Here is a 14,207-nt window from a genome sequence, read left to right on the forward strand (position 1 = left end):
TTAAAAGTTTACAACCTAATTGCGGTCGATCTGTGGTTAGGTTTTTTTATTAAAGAAAATTAAATCAATAAATCAATTAAATATGTGTTATATTGGTTTTCTAGAATTATAATTTTATTGTTTACTAATTTTATTTTGATCTGATATTAATTACATCTTTCATTCTATTAAAAGTCTATCTTCAAAATTATTTTCTAATTATTCATTACATAATATAGGAAATAAATGATGTCTAATTTAACAACTGGTACAGTTAAGTGGTTCAACGAAACTAAGGGTTTCGGATTTATCGCTGTAGATAATGGTCAAGATGTATTTGCTCATTTTAGTGAAATTCGAGCAAATGGTTTCAAGAATCTAGTCGAAGGACAGCGAGTTCAATTTGTTGTACAACAAGGTCAGCGTGGCTTACAAGCAAGTGATATTGTAGCTATTTCATGAATACCTCATTAATTGAGGTGAAAGATCAGTTTGAAGTTAAATATGCAGTGATAGGTACATTTAATACTTCGCAGCATGCTTCGAACTTATCTCAAATAAATATTAAATTTATCACTGTTGATAATGAAAATATAAGACCTAGTTTTGATTTAAATTTTCATAGTTTAAATACTGGTAAAATTTACCAGCTCATTTAAATATTAAAATTAAACCATAAAGTATTTTTTATGGTATAATCATTGTTGATCGAATCCGTAAGCGAAACGGAAGTGTTTAGATAGAACTTAGAATTGCGTATTCTCAATTTATAGATTTTAATATCTATGATGTCTAAACAGTTAACGCAGAGCATGAACTCGCACCATGCCGATCTTAGAAGTCCACAATCTCATTGTGGGCTTTTTATAATTAAATACATGCTAATGTAAAATTGTAATTTGAATTATAGGCTTGAGCCTCTTCGATATCAGAATCCATACTCTCGATTTAAATATTTAATATTATTTTTAATTTTACATGAGCTCATGAATGAGTAAGTGAAAATGAATATCTCTAATGGCTGGACTACAGCAAAAGCAGTGAATGGTGAAACCATTCGAATTAACATTATCCCATTTCATAAAGTTCAAAATACGATGAGAGGGCAAATTCTTGTAGAAGTTTCTAAACAAGTTGAAGTAGAATCAGGTGAAGTATTTGAAATAAACTTAGATGGCCGATCTTTTTTCTTGGGATTTAATAATCTATATAAGATTATGATTTAAAAATATTTTCCATAAAAGTCTAATGCGAAAAATTAGACTTTTATGGAAATAGAATCATAATACTAGTAACAGAATTATATAGATCACGATTAAGATTTACCCCATACATACCAATGATGATTTTATAAAAAATATCCGAAAATTATGTGAATAAAAGTTGGATAACTCATTTTTTAACATTGTTATTTTTAAGTAAAACTATAATGAGAATATCTTTTTAACATACTAAGATAAATTACTGTACAAATAGTGACCTGTGTAAGTTCAATTTATAAAGCACAACTTATTATCTTAACAACTATGTAATAAGGAAAATAACATGAGTAAGAAAAAGATCAGTAGCAATGCAAAAATTCAACAGTTTGAACAGGATAGCTATGTCGACCCTAAAGGTAAAGCACTTACGACTTCACTAGGGGTTCCTGTAGTTGATAATCAGAATAGTCTTAAAGTAGGGGAACGTGGTCCTACACTGTTAGAAGATTTTCTATTGCGAGACAAACTAATTCACTTTGATCGTGAACGTATACCAGAACGAGTTGTCCATGCTCGAGGATTTGGTGCTCATGGATATTTTGAACCTTATAGAGGCAATGAAAAATGGACTAAAGCCAAATTTCTGACTGATACCAGCAATCCTACCCCTATTTTTGCGCGGATATCTACAGTTCAAGGTGGACGTGGCTCAGCAGATGTTGTGCGTGATGTTCGAGGTTTTTCTATTAAGTTTTATACTCAAGAAGGAAATTATGACTTAGTAGGAAACAATATTCCTGTTTTCTTTATACAAGATGCTATTAAATTTCCTGATTTTGTCCATGCTGTCAAGCCAGAAGATCCGAATGAAGTCCCGACTGGACAATCAGCACATGATACCTTCTGGGATTTCATTTCTTTAAATACCGAAACAGCACATATGACAACTTGGGTGATGTCAGATCGTGCTATTCCTCGTAATTTGCGTTCTATCCAAGGTTTCGGTGTACATACATTCAGACTTATCAATGCGCAAGGCAAAGCTCATTTAGTCAAATTTCATTGGACTCCAAAGCAAGGGGTTGCTCAAGTCGTATGGGACGAAGCATTAAAACTGAATGGCAAAGATCCTGATTTCCATCGACGAGATCTATGGGATGCAATCGAAAATGGAAATTATCCTGAATGGGAGCTAGGAGCTCAAATTTTCACGGAAGAAGAAGCTTCTGAATGGGATTTTGATGTTTTAGATCCAACTAAGCTTGTACCAGAGGAATTAGTACCTGTAACTCCATTAGGCAAATTTATATTGAACCGTAATACAGATGATTTCTTTGCCGAAACGGAGCAAGTTGCTTTTAGCCCAGCAAATATTGTATCTGGTATAGATTTTAGTAATGATCCTTTACTTCAAGGAAGATTATTTAGCTATACAGACACCCATCTACATCGTTTAGGTACAGCTAACTTTAACCAAATTCCAATTAATAAACCTGTATGCCCTTTTCATACCAATAGACGTGGTGGATTTGCTAACCATGAAGTTTACAAGGGAAAAGCAAATTATGAACCAAATTCAGTGGATGATAATTGGCCACGAGAAATTGGGCAGCAAGAAGGGGGATTTAGTTCTTATCCTGAACATGTGGAAGCAAGTAAATTACGTATTCGACCTGAAAGCTTTGCAGATCATTTCTCACAAGCGACACTTCACTATATGAGTTTGAAGAAGCATGAACAACAGCATATTAAAGATGCTTATGCATTTGAACTCTCTAAAGTTCAAGATGAAGAAATTCGTCAACGCGTGGTTGATCGAATTCTAGTAAATATCGATAAAGATCTCGCGACATACGTTGCAAATGAGTTAGGTTTAAAACTGTCTGATAAGCCAGCGATTAAAAAACAAAGTAAAGTTAAAATTTCAGAAAAACTTAGCATTGAGGCTTTCCCTGCACCAGATATTAAACAACGTAAAATTGCAGTACTTGTGCATAATGGTGCAAATGCAACTTCTGTAGATGCCGTGAAAGCATGGGCTGAAAGTGAAAATGCGGTTGCAGAAGTTTTAGCTCCAAGTGCAGCTCCAGTTAAATCTAAAGATGGGAAAGAGATTGCTGTAGATGGTCGACAAAATGGTGAGCCGTCAGTCACATATGACGCAATTGTTGTTATTGATGGCGATAATCTAGAAGCATTTAAGGCTGATGGAGTTGCAAAACACTATGTTCTTGAAACGTTTAAACATCTTAAACCAATTTATTTGCTTGGAGATAAAGAAAACCTTCTCGAATACTTTAGTATCGAACAAGATGATGCTATTTTTTGTAGTAAAACCTTTAAAGATCATCAAGATAAATTTAAGAAAGCGATACAAAATCACAGACTCTGGTCTCGAGAGGATATAGTAGCAAGTATCCCAGCATAAAAATAAGAGAAGCCTAGATACACTATCTAGGCTCTTTTTTTAGGTAGTCATGATAGGTTTATTGATCGAATTATTTTGATTGGTCTTAAGTAAATATACCGTGAATAATCTGACCACAGTTCATCATAGAACTTATAGACTCGTAATTCGAGCGACGTTAGATCGCTACTTGATTGGTTTCTATTTATGACCTTGAGTAATTTGATACAAAGCTAATTTTGATTTGTCTAGAGAATTGCTATTCTTGAGCTAGCGCTTGAAAATTTGAAATGTGAAACCGCCATACATATTTGTAAAAGTAATTCTATGAAAGATAATAAAAATGGGAAACAAACTTTGAGTAATGAACGGTGTCCTTTTGAAACGTCACTCCCGATACTACTAAAATCTAAGTTGGGGCATCATTTCTTTAGAGTGCAAAACTCACATATATCCATGGATCTTATTGAACTGATTCGTGGAAGAAAGTCATGATCGGTGTAATCGATGTGGCAACCAATCAAATTGAAACACTTGACGAAATGGTGAACACTTTGCGTAAAGTTTTGCAATTTGTCGATGCTGATAAGCTATACCCTTCAACCAACTGTGGAATGATACCACTGTCTCGTCACGTGGGACGTGACAAACTTGAAGCCTTAAGTATGGGTTCAGCGATCTTAAACTAAGAAGTTAGTGCTTTAGCTGAGTTTATTTTCTACATTCAAGATGGATCATCTGTGCAATCACCTATATCCTAGGTTCGCACGAGTTTAGCAATTTATATTTGAGAAGAGAAAAATGGTTGAAGCTTCAGACTACAGAAACGCAATGTCTTTATTAACCACTGCAGTCAATATTATTACAACAGCTGGTGAAACAGGACAGCATGGTTTCACGGCTTCTGCTGTATGTAGCGTTACTGATTCACCTGCTACGCTTTTGGTGTGTATGAATCAATCATCCCGATCTCATCAGTATTTTATTGAGAACAAAGTTTTATCTGTCAATGTGCTCAGTTCTCAACATGAGTCTCTTTCAAATGCTTTTGCATCGAGTCAATTGAGTGCAGAACAACGTTTTGGATTAGCCCAATGGGGTAAATTGAAAACAGGTTGCCCGGTTTTAAAGGACGCTTTAGTCAGTTTTGATTGTGAGATTGAGCAAATTCAACGAGTGGGCACACACAGTATTTTTATTTGCCGAGTTGTAGCCATTCAACAAAGCTCGCAAGAGGAAAGTCTTGTCTATTTTAATCGATCTTATCATCAGGTGAGTGCAGAAGAGGAAGTTTAATGAGCTAGAGCAGCAAGATTTTCAATCGTTTCTTATAATGATTATAGAAATAGATCAGCGTTTGATTAATGATCTTGGGAAAGATGGTGAATGGTAAGCCTCGAACAGTGAGCTTTCATAGTGTGAGGTTAAACCCAATGGATATTACTCGAATCGTTTATGATCATACAGAGTGAATGATCTTTCTCTTTGGGGTGAAAAAAGAAAAGTATTATTTTCAAAAAATTGAAACCAATTAAATAAGTTTTAAAAAAAATAATCAGTGTTTTATATTTAATTTATTCTCTTAAAGAAATATATTAACTTTTAAATCTAGAAATTCGATTGTTTTTATAAATACTTTCGGTTTTACCAATCCAATCATCTTTTGTATTCTCTATTTCAACGAAGCAACACTCTCACAAAGAAATAGAGGAAAACACATGAGTTTAATCAATACTGAAGTCAAACCATTCAATGCAACTGCTTATCAAAATGGTGAGTTCATTGAAGTTTCTGAGCAAGATTTTAAAGGTAAATGGTCTGTTGTCTTTTTCTATCCTGCAGATTTTACATTTGTATGTCCAACAGAATTAGGCGATCTTGCTGATAACTATGCTGAATTCCAAAAGTTAGGTGTAGAAATTTATGGTGTATCTACAGATACTCATTTCACACATAAAGCTTGGCATGATACTTCAGATGTGATTGGTAAAATTCAGTATCCACTTATTGGTGACCCAACGTGGACATTGTCTAAAAGCTTTGATGTATTGATTGAATCTGAAGGTTTGGCAGATCGTGGTACATTTGTAATTGATCCTGAAGGAAAAATTCAAATTGTAGAGATTAATGCAGGTGGTATTGGTCGTGATGCTCAAGAACTTCTTCGCAAAGTGAAAGCGGCTCAATATGTTCATGCCCACCCAGGCGAAGTATGTCCTGCGAAATGGAAAGAAGGTGATGCTACACTTGCACCATCAATCGAGCTTGTTGGTAAGATCTAAATTAAGTTGAAAAGTAAAGAACCAGCACGATGTGCTGGTTCTTTATTAAGAGGCATAACCTTCTTGATTTTGTGCTGCTTGTCGTAAACCTTCAACCAAGTGGTCGATGAGTTTTTCCATCACGAGTCGTTGTCCTTTACGTGATGCATAAACGAGTTGCACAGTCCCTATATTTGAGCACCAGTCAGGCAAGATGTGTATAAGCCGTCCTGCTGCCAAATCCTTTTGCACTGTAAGATAAGGTAGATCTGCAATACCTAATCCATCCATCACTGAATAATACACACCAGCCAAATCATTACTTTTAATACGTGGTTGTAATGGAATTTCAATGAGATCATGCCCTTCAATTCGGTGCAAATTCCATTGATAGTGTGTTTTTTGAGTTCCTAAAACAATTGTTGGAAAATCATTGATTTCAGTTGGATATTCTAAAACGCGACCCTGTAAAAGCTCAGGGGTTGCCACTAAACAATGAGTGGTTTTGATGACATCACGAACCACGATGGTGGAGTCTTCATTGGCAGAAAAATTAGTTCTGATCGCCAAGTCAATATCATCGTGCAATACATCTACGCGTCGGCTGGTTAATTCCATCTCGACTTGAACTTTTGGATAGCGCTTCAAAAAATCATTGAGTAAAGAGCGAATTTGATAACGCATCATTACGGGTGGGCAACTAATTTTAACTAGACCCTGAGGTTCACTTTTCTGTTTAAGTAAAACATTATGAGCGCAATCAACTTGGTTGATTACTTTTTCACATTCTTGAAAAAATTCTTGACCTAAAGGCGTTACTTTGAAATGGCGAGTAGAACGTTGAATGAGTGTGACATTAAATTTTGCTTCGAGTTCTAAAATACGTCGACTAAGCTTTGATTTAGTTATATTTGACGCGTCACTAGCAGCACTGAAACCGCCGTATTTAACGACCAAATAAAAATAGTAATAGTCATCAAATGAATGCAATTTTCACCTCGACGCCTGATCCGATAAAGTTTAAGCATAGGTTAAACTAAGCCGTTCAAGAAATCATCTTGGGTTTTGAATATGGTAAAAAAAAGCGACCCAAAGGTCGCTTTTATTAAATATTATTTTTTAGTGGTGTTCTTTACATAGCTAACCATTAAGTTTTTATAGTCAGGAATATGCTCACCGAATAAAGCACCTAAACCTTCGATATCATTACGCCAGTCACGATGTAACTCACCTGCAGCACCAAACCATGTCATAAGTTGAGCACCTGCTTGAGACATGCGGTTCCATGCAGCATCGCGCGTAATTTGGTTGAATGTACCAGATGCATCAGTAATCACGAATACATCAAAGTCTTCAGCAAGAGCTGAAAGTGTAGGGAATGCAACACATACTTCAGTCACAACACCAGCGATGATCAGTTGTTTTTTACCTGTCGCTTTAACAGCATTTACAAAATCTTCGTTATCCCAAGCATTGATTTGACCTGGACGCGCGATATATGGAGCATCAGGGAACATTTCAACTAATTCTGGAACGAGTGGACCATTAGGACCATCTTCAAAACTTGTTGTTAAAATTGTCGGCAAGTTAAAGTATTTTGCTGCTGCTGCGAGTGCTAAAACATTGTTTTTAAACTTATCAGGATCGATATCACGTACAAGAGAAAGAAGACCTGTTTGGTGATCGACTAAAAGCACTACTGCATTATCTTTATCTAAACGAACGTAAGGTTTGCCCATTATTATTAGCCTCTATGATGTTAGTAAGTGTGAATACGTATCAATGAACTCGTATTCAGTCACTAGTTATATTAGACTGAAAATGAGATAAATTTGTGACCATTTTTAGGATAATTAGTCTTATTAATAGGAATATTGTAATCATAAATTTCAAATTTCAGTGAATAGTCACATATATGAATTAATTTAGATTATTATAATCATAAAAATAGGAATCTGTGTGGCAGTAAAGCTCTTTTTATTTTCTGTGCAAAGTCTAAAATGAGCGCATGTTCATCCTATCGAATATAGGAGTAAAAGATGAAAAGAGTAATTGGGGTTTATCGTAACCAACATACACATTGGGTTGGTGATGGTCTGCCAGTGCGTAACTTATTTTCTTATGATCGGTTAGGTCAAGCACTTAGTCCTTTTTTGTTATTAGATTATGGTGCACCACATCACTTTGAGCCAACGACACGTCAGTTAGGTGTTGGTTCACATCCTCATCGCGGATTTGAAACAGTGACTATCGCCTACCAAGGTGGTTTGGCACATAAGGATTCCAGTGGTGGTGGTGGTGTTATCGAGGCAGGAGATGTGCAATGGATGACTGCTGGGGCTGGATTGGTTCACGAAGAGTTTCATTCTCCTGAATTTGCTCAAAAAGGTGGAATTCTTGAAATGGCACAGCTTTGGGTCAATCTACCAGCCAAAGATAAAATGACTCAACCACGTTATCAAGCGATCACATCTCATGATATTCCAACAATTACCATGGATGATGATGCTGGTCACATCCGTGTAATTGCGGGTGAGTTTGGTGGTCATTATGGTCCTGCTGAAACATTTACTCCAATAAATGTGTGGGATGGTCAGCTTAAAGCTGAGTATGAAACATTCATACATGTTCCTGTAGATCACAATGTATTGGTTGTAGTGTTGAATGGTGAACTCGTAATTAATGGGACTCAAAAAGTTCTAGACAGTTCAATTGTGATGTTTGCTCGTGATGGTGAGGCAGCAATTCAATTGCAAGCATATAAAGATACACAATTTTTAGTGCTTACAGGTGAGCCACTAAATGAGCCAATTCAAGGGCATGGACCATTCGTCATGAACACCAAAGAAGAAATCATTCAAGCTTTTCATGATTTCAATAATGGTAAATTTGGTGAAATTGCACGTTAATTGGAACGACAAAAGCGGAAATATCATTTCCGCTTTTTTTGTGATCATCATTTTAAAAAAATAAAGGACCTCTATCCCACACAACAGAGGTCCTTATACGCTGTAATTTATATTTATTTTCTAGATCACATTCTATTTGTGCTTCTTATTAATGTGATGTAGTTCTCATTTTCAAAACAATGATAATGCATTTTTTTTAAGCTGTAAACTAAAAAATTAAATTATTGGTGAAAATATCTATTTTGTTTTTAAACATATTTTTTGATTTCTTAAAAAATACAAGTGTATTAAATATTTAGCGTATGACGAATAGTGTAGCAAGAATTTTACGTAAATTTATTTGATTAAAAATTAATCAAAAACAAATAAAATCTGGAAGTTTTTAATAGCAAGTTTCAAAGTGTTCTATCGCATAATTAAAAAAATTTTTAATGCTTGGATCATAATTTTGAAAATTGCAGTGATTGGAAGTGGTATGGCAGGGTTGGCAACTGCGAGAATTCTCAAGGATGCTGGTCACCAGATCACAGTTTTCGAGGCGCTTCCAGGGCGTGGTATGGATAGTTATAGTCTTGAGTATGAAGGTGGGATTATTGATTCGCCATTACGTGTCATGAATCCAATGCTCTGGAAAAATACATTGAGTCTTGCCACACATTTGGGTCTCAACACTTTTCCAGTACGTACATATATGTCATGTAGCTGGTTATTTGAAGATAAAATCGAAACTTGGCTAACAACATCACGTTCACGCATAGGCAACTTTCCAATCATTAACAATCGAAAAGGATTAAAGCAATATGGCATCCGTTTAGTGAAAGGGATGTTACAACTTAGATCTGCATTGAAGCAGTTTTTTAAATCTAAAAATCAAGATATCACTTTAGATGAGTTCGTTAAATATAACCAAATAGAAGAAGTATTTTGGAATGGGGCAGTCATGCCTGTCCTATTTACCATTTGTACATGTGATGCCAAAACAATTGGTGAATGGCCAGCGAAACCATTGTTAATTTTCTTACGCCAACTGACGGATGGAGATGCACTTCTTCGAATTCAAGGTGGGACTCCAGCTTTCGTTGATAAATTGCTGGAAGATATCGATTTAAGAAGTGGGCAGCCTATTACTCGTGTACAAGAGCAGGGTGATTTAGTCTATGTGGAAAATGAAGCAGGTGAATCTGACTTATTTGATCGCGTGATTGTCGCGACACCAACAACAAAAGTTCATGAGTTTTTAGATGCTGAACAGTTTGCGGATGATATTGCACTTCTCAAACAATTTAAGTTTGTTGATGGTGAATTGGTCATTCATACTGATTCAGTGGTAATGCCTGTGAAGCGTAAAGATTGGTGCGTATTGAGTTATATGATGGATCGTAAATTTACTAAACAGCATTTCACTGTTTGGCTGAATTCGATTGAGCCAACATTAGTGGGTAAATCTCCTGTTTTTCAAACTTGGAATCCAGTAATTGAGATTGATCCTAAAAAAGTAATACATAAAGTGAAACTCACTAGAGCTGTTGTAGACCGTCATACTCTACCACTAACGCATGAGTTGAGTGCTCGTCACCAACAACAAGGTCGTAAAGTATTTTATTGTGGCTCTTGGTCATGTGATGGATTGCCAATTTTGGAGTCAGCGGTGACTTCAGCAATGGATATAGCAAAATTACTTGATGCGCCGTTACCATTTTTAGGTTTAAAGCCTAAGGTACAAGTTGCACCAGAGTTAGGATATTAAGGGATTGAATGAAGAAGCTCCAAGCATGGATGAAAGCACCTCAACATAAATATGCGATCAATGCAGCTTTATTGGGGGATCACCGTAATTGTGCTTGGAGTAATTTAGGTCTATGGCAAACTGACCAGTTGAATTATCCACAAGCCTGCGAGTTACTCGCAATAACCCTTGCTCAATCTATTGATTTAAATTCAAAAGATAAATTAATTGATTTAGGTTGTGGGCAAGGTGCTAGCTTAATTTTATGGAAAGAAAAATTTCAAATCGAATACTTGGAAGGAATTGAATTACAACAATATTGTGTAAATCATAGTCGTAAGTTTTTACCACATGTCGATCAGATCTCGCAGGGAACATTTTTAAATTTAGAATCTAGATCATTTGAATTTAAATTTGATGCGGCAATTTGCATCGATGCTGCTTATCACAGTAATTTGAATTTATTTCTTCGTTCTGTAGATGCTATTTTGAATTCAAAAGGACGCTTAGCATTTCATTATCTTGCTTTGAATTCAAAGTTCTATACTTTGAGTCCTCTAGCGCAATTGAAAGTTAAATTATTATTAAAAGCAGCTGACGTTCAACTGAACCATTTGCACTCATTCGATGAAACACAATCAATCTTAGTGCAAACGGGTTTTAGAGATATACATATTCAAGATTTGAGTCACGAGGTATTTGCAGGATTTGCAACGTATATACAGAGTGATATTTTTAAAAATAACATCCAAGCTCATTCGTATCACGTTTTAGATTTGGCAAAAATTAAGATGACAGCAAAGTTGTGTGCGAAACTTTATCAAGAGGGGATCGTGCGATATGTACAAGTGAGTGCAAGTAAAAAATAAATCATCAAAAACAACAAAGCCTCACTAAAAAGCGAGGCTAAGTATAAAATGGTGCCGGCACACGGATTCGAACTGTGGACCTACTGATTACAAGTCAGTTGCTCTACCAACTGAGCTATGCCGGCAACGTGGAGAGAATAATAGCGTTTTTTCACTAAAACGCAAGTCAAAAATTAATCGATTAATTAAAATTGAGCAGGATGAATTGTTTTTGCTTTATTTTTGATCTTCTTTTCTCCTCATTTTATAGTGATGCCCGTCATAGCGTGTACAGGCATCTTGAGAAAATTGTATAGGGTCAACTATTTGTTTTTTAGAATACGATCAAGGTCTTGTGCACACTCTTCAAGAGTATAAGCCATATCAAATTGCATTTGAGGTTTTAACTCTTGTGCTAATTTTCTCCATTGCTCAATTAATCTTAGCGCTTTTTGAATTTTGTGTTTATTCACATCTTTAGCGATAGTGGGTGTGTAGCCACCACGTTTTGCATTTTTAATTTGTTTTACATAGTTGGCGCTGTTATTCATATTATCTCCGGAATAGCAGGTTCTATATTTAAATAGGTGTGCAAAAATCATCTATTTGAATAACGTTGTTAGGTTGTTCAGCTCCTTAAGTATTGTTTTTATTAACTTAACATGATGTTGATGACAGTAAAATGAAGCGAGATACGTGCCAAAATCGAAATATTAGGCGAAAAAAAACCGAATCATGAGATTCGGTTTTTAAAATTCTGGCGGTGAAAGAGGGATTCGAACCCTCGATACGCTATTAACGTATACACACTTTCCAGGCGTGCTCCTTCAGCCACTCGGACACTTCACCAAGGCGTGCGATGATAACTAAAAAAAAAGCAGATGCCAAGTTGAAACAATTGATTTAAAGAAAAAGTTTTTAGCCAGTGATATGATTGCCGAAAAATTCTGTCGAATGCATGAAGACTAAAATATGCAAAGCACTGCAAAAAAAGCCGCACTTCCTGCGGTAACATTGGCAGCATTAGGAGTGGTGTTTGGTGACATTGGAACCAGTCCTCTGTATGCATTGCGTCAATGCTTCCTTACGGCTCATATTGCAATTACTGAGGCAACCGTTCTGGGCATTTTGTCGCTCATTTTCTGGTGCATGATGCTCACCATCAGCTTTAAATATGTCTCAGTCATTATGAAGGCAGATAACAATGGTGAAGGCGGTATTATGTCGCTTCTCGCCTTAAATCTACGTTCAACCCGTATTGCAGATCAACGCAAAATTTATCTGATTGCCTTGGGCTTTATCGGGGCATCACTGTTTTTTGGTGATGGCATTATTACCCCAGCAATTTCTATTTTATCCGCGATTGAAGGTTTAAGTATTGCGACTCCGATGTTTAATCAATGGTTATTACCATTGGCCATCGGTATTTTAACAGCACTGTTTTTAATTCAGCGCCACGGCACGGCGACCATGGGTAAGTTCTTTGGACCAATCACATTATTGTGGTTTGCATCAATTGGACTATTAGGCTTATGGAGTGTTATGCAAACACCGTTCGTGTTGGCAATGATCAGTCCGCATTGGGCGTTTGGCTTTATCATCAACCAACCTTTTGTTGCATTCCTCACGATGGGTGCCGTCATTTTAACGATGACGGGGGGTGAAGCACTATATGCAGATATGGGGCATTTTGGTCGTATGCCTATTAAGCTTGCTTGGTTTGTGATTGTATTGCCAAGTCTAGTTTTTAACTATGCGGGTCAAGGTGCTTTACTTTTACGAGATCCAAATGCAATTGAGAACCCATTTTATCTGTTAGTCCCTGATTGGGCTTTATTTCCAATGATTGGTCTTGCAACCGCTGCTGCCGTGATTGCGTCTCAAGCGGTGATTACGGGCGTATTCTCAATGGTCAATCAAGCGATTCAATTGCGCTATTTACCGCGTTTAACCGTGCAACATACATCTGATGTTGAACAAGGACAAATCTATGTCCCGTTCATCAACTGGGTATTATTTATTTCAGTCATTATTCTCATTTTATTATTTGAAAATAGCGCGAATCTTGCCAGTGCCTACGGTGTAGCAGTGACCATGACGATGCTGTGCGGTACGATTTTAATTTCGATTTTAGCTTATGGCGTTTGGCGCTGGCCTGTTTGGAAAGTAGCCCTTTTTGCTGTGCCTTTATTGATCATCGACCTCATTTTTGTTGCTTCGACTTCTTTAAAAATTGTTGGTGGTGGATGGGTGCCAATCTTGATTGGTGCAATTGTATTTACCGTTTTAATGACGTGGAAAGATGGCCGTCAAATCGTACTTAATAAGCTTGAGTCTGATGCGTTACCTATTGATCTCTTTATTCAAAGTGTCAAGATGAGTGATGAAACGCTGATCGTTCCTGGGGATGCAATTTTCCTCACAGGAACACCTAATATCGTTCCACATGCGATGTTGCACAATATTAAGCATAATAAGGTTCTACACGAACGTAATATGATGATTACGGTCATTACTAAAGATGTACCTTATGTACCTGATATTGAGAGAATTCGTGTAGAAAAGATGGATAATCGATTCTTTAGGATTTTTGTATATTATGGGTTTAAAGACCAACCCAACATTCCAGTCGCGCTGAAAGCGGCATATGAGCAGTTAAATTTTGAATTTGATATGATGCAAATTAGTTTCTTTATTTCACGTGATCGTCTGATTCATACCGTGGGAGAAGGAATGGCGCCATGGCGTGAAAAATTATTTATATCAATGCAGCGGAATACCAGTCCTGTGAGTGATTTCTATTTAATTCCACCAAATCGCGTGGTCGAAATGGGAAGCCAGATCGAAATCTGAGTAAGCGTTTGCTAAAATTTTG

13 protein-coding genes, 2 tRNA genes and 1 pseudogene are annotated in these 14,207 nt (G+C 36.3%); 11 read left to right on the plus strand and 5 right to left on the minus strand.

All coding sequences use genetic code 11. The features are described from left to right. Positions 1-228: 228 nt before the first annotated feature. From AC1M9M_RS04900 to ahpC, 7 genes and pseudogenes are all read left to right on the plus strand, one after another. Positions 229-441: a cold-shock protein gene (locus tag AC1M9M_RS04900; protein WP_035267602.1), complete on the plus strand. Its 213-nt coding sequence runs from the start codon at positions 229-231 to the stop codon at positions 439-441. Beyond that, complete coding sequence (locus tag AC1M9M_RS04905) at positions 438-638, plus strand: hypothetical protein (protein WP_092766478.1); 201 nt, start codon at positions 438-440, stop codon at positions 636-638. The genes AC1M9M_RS04900 and AC1M9M_RS04905 overlap by 4 nt, the downstream gene beginning before the upstream one ends. A gap of 345 nt (positions 639-983) precedes the next feature. Beyond that, complete coding sequence (locus tag AC1M9M_RS04910; protein ID WP_035267598.1) at positions 984-1,205, plus strand: hypothetical protein; 222 nt, start codon at positions 984-986, stop codon at positions 1,203-1,205. 319 nt (positions 1,206-1,524) lie between these two features. Next, a complete protein-coding gene (locus tag AC1M9M_RS04915) occupies positions 1,525-3,609 on the plus strand; it encodes a catalase (RefSeq protein ID WP_481595767.1) in 2,085 nt (694 codons plus the stop codon). A 234-nt stretch (positions 3,610-3,843) separates the two neighbouring features. Continuing rightward, positions 3,844-4,277: pseudogene (locus AC1M9M_RS04920) on the plus strand (uroporphyrinogen decarboxylase/cobalamine-independent methonine synthase family protein); the annotation flags it as partial. 112 nt (positions 4,278-4,389) lie between these two features. Further along, a complete protein-coding gene (locus AC1M9M_RS04925) occupies positions 4,390-4,884 on the plus strand; it encodes a flavin reductase family protein (RefSeq protein WP_035267597.1) in 495 nt (164 codons plus the stop codon). Between the two features lie 422 nt (positions 4,885-5,306). After that, entirely contained in the window at positions 5,307-5,870 is a 564-nt protein-coding gene (ahpC, locus tag AC1M9M_RS04930) for an alkyl hydroperoxide reductase subunit C (RefSeq protein WP_481595768.1), read from the plus strand. Positions 5,871-5,915: 45 nt separating this feature from the next. Here the strand turns inward: ahpC and AC1M9M_RS04935 are convergent, their stop codons facing one another. Beyond that, entirely contained in the window at positions 5,916-6,839 is a 924-nt protein-coding gene (locus AC1M9M_RS04935) for a LysR substrate-binding domain-containing protein (protein WP_035267593.1), read from the minus strand. A 122-nt stretch (positions 6,840-6,961) separates the two neighbouring features. Further along, positions 6,962-7,588 carry an isochorismate family cysteine hydrolase YcaC gene (ycaC, locus tag AC1M9M_RS04940; protein ID WP_035267592.1) on the minus strand — a complete coding sequence of 209 codons (627 nt, stop codon included), beginning with the start codon at positions 7,586-7,588 and terminating at the stop codon, positions 6,962-6,964. 300 nt (positions 7,589-7,888) lie between these two features. Here ycaC and AC1M9M_RS04945 point away from each other — a divergent pair, with 300 nt between their 5' ends. From AC1M9M_RS04945 to AC1M9M_RS04955, 3 genes are all read left to right on the plus strand, one after another. Then, a complete protein-coding gene (locus AC1M9M_RS04945; RefSeq protein WP_035267590.1) occupies positions 7,889-8,758 on the plus strand; it encodes a pirin family protein in 870 nt (289 codons plus the stop codon). 448 nt (positions 8,759-9,206) lie between these two features. Continuing rightward, entirely contained in the window at positions 9,207-10,505 is a 1,299-nt protein-coding gene (locus AC1M9M_RS04950) for an FAD-dependent oxidoreductase (RefSeq protein WP_481591878.1), read from the plus strand. Between the two features lie 8 nt (positions 10,506-10,513). After that, entirely contained in the window at positions 10,514-11,353 is an 840-nt protein-coding gene (locus AC1M9M_RS04955) for an SAM-dependent methyltransferase (protein ID WP_481595769.1), read from the plus strand. Positions 11,354-11,402: 49 nt separating this feature from the next. Here AC1M9M_RS04955 and AC1M9M_RS04960 read toward each other — a convergent pair. From AC1M9M_RS04960 to AC1M9M_RS04970, 3 genes are all read right to left on the minus strand, one after another. After that, positions 11,403-11,478: transfer RNA gene (locus AC1M9M_RS04960), tRNA-Thr, on the minus strand. Between the two features lie 177 nt (positions 11,479-11,655). Further along, a complete protein-coding gene (locus AC1M9M_RS04965) occupies positions 11,656-11,883 on the minus strand; it encodes a hypothetical protein (protein ID WP_035267585.1) in 228 nt (75 codons plus the stop codon). Positions 11,884-12,090: 207 nt separating this feature from the next. Continuing rightward, a tRNA-Ser gene (locus AC1M9M_RS04970) sits at positions 12,091-12,181 on the minus strand. Positions 12,182-12,304: 123 nt separating this feature from the next. Here AC1M9M_RS04970 and AC1M9M_RS04975 point away from each other — a divergent pair. After that, positions 12,305-14,185 carry a potassium transporter Kup gene (locus AC1M9M_RS04975; protein WP_035267583.1) on the plus strand — a complete coding sequence of 627 codons (1,881 nt, stop codon included), beginning with the start codon at positions 12,305-12,307 and terminating at the stop codon, positions 14,183-14,185. Positions 14,186-14,207: the final 22 nt, after the last annotated feature.

This window comes from Acinetobacter sp. ANC_7503 (assembly GCF_056780035.1).

What these genes read in the sequence shown, in the direction of transcription:
- AC1M9M_RS04900 (WP_035267602.1), top strand. Translation starts at nt 229, where the DNA reads ATGTCTAATTTAACAACTGGTACAGTTAAGTGGTTCAACGAAACTAAG.
- AC1M9M_RS04905 (WP_092766478.1), top strand. Translation starts at nt 438, where the DNA reads ATGAATACCTCATTAATTGAGGTGAAAGATCAGTTTGAAGTTAAATAT.
- AC1M9M_RS04910 (WP_035267598.1), top strand. Translation starts at nt 984, where the DNA reads ATGAATATCTCTAATGGCTGGACTACAGCAAAAGCAGTGAATGGTGAA.
- AC1M9M_RS04915 (WP_481595767.1), top strand. Translation starts at nt 1,525, where the DNA reads ATGAGTAAGAAAAAGATCAGTAGCAATGCAAAAATTCAACAGTTTGAA.
- AC1M9M_RS04925 (WP_035267597.1), top strand. Translation starts at nt 4,390, where the DNA reads ATGGTTGAAGCTTCAGACTACAGAAACGCAATGTCTTTATTAACCACT.
- ahpC (WP_481595768.1), top strand. Translation starts at nt 5,307, where the DNA reads ATGAGTTTAATCAATACTGAAGTCAAACCATTCAATGCAACTGCTTAT.
- ycaC (WP_035267592.1), bottom strand. Translation starts at nt 7,588, where the DNA reads ATGGGCAAACCTTACGTTCGTTTAGATAAAGATAATGCAGTAGTGCTT.
- AC1M9M_RS04945 (WP_035267590.1), top strand. Translation starts at nt 7,889, where the DNA reads ATGAAAAGAGTAATTGGGGTTTATCGTAACCAACATACACATTGGGTT.
- AC1M9M_RS04955 (WP_481595769.1), top strand. Translation starts at nt 10,514, where the DNA reads ATGAAGAAGCTCCAAGCATGGATGAAAGCACCTCAACATAAATATGCG.
- AC1M9M_RS04965 (WP_035267585.1), bottom strand. Translation starts at nt 11,883, where the DNA reads ATGAATAACAGCGCCAACTATGTAAAACAAATTAAAAATGCAAAACGT.
- AC1M9M_RS04975 (WP_035267583.1), top strand. Translation starts at nt 12,305, where the DNA reads ATGCAAAGCACTGCAAAAAAAGCCGCACTTCCTGCGGTAACATTGGCA.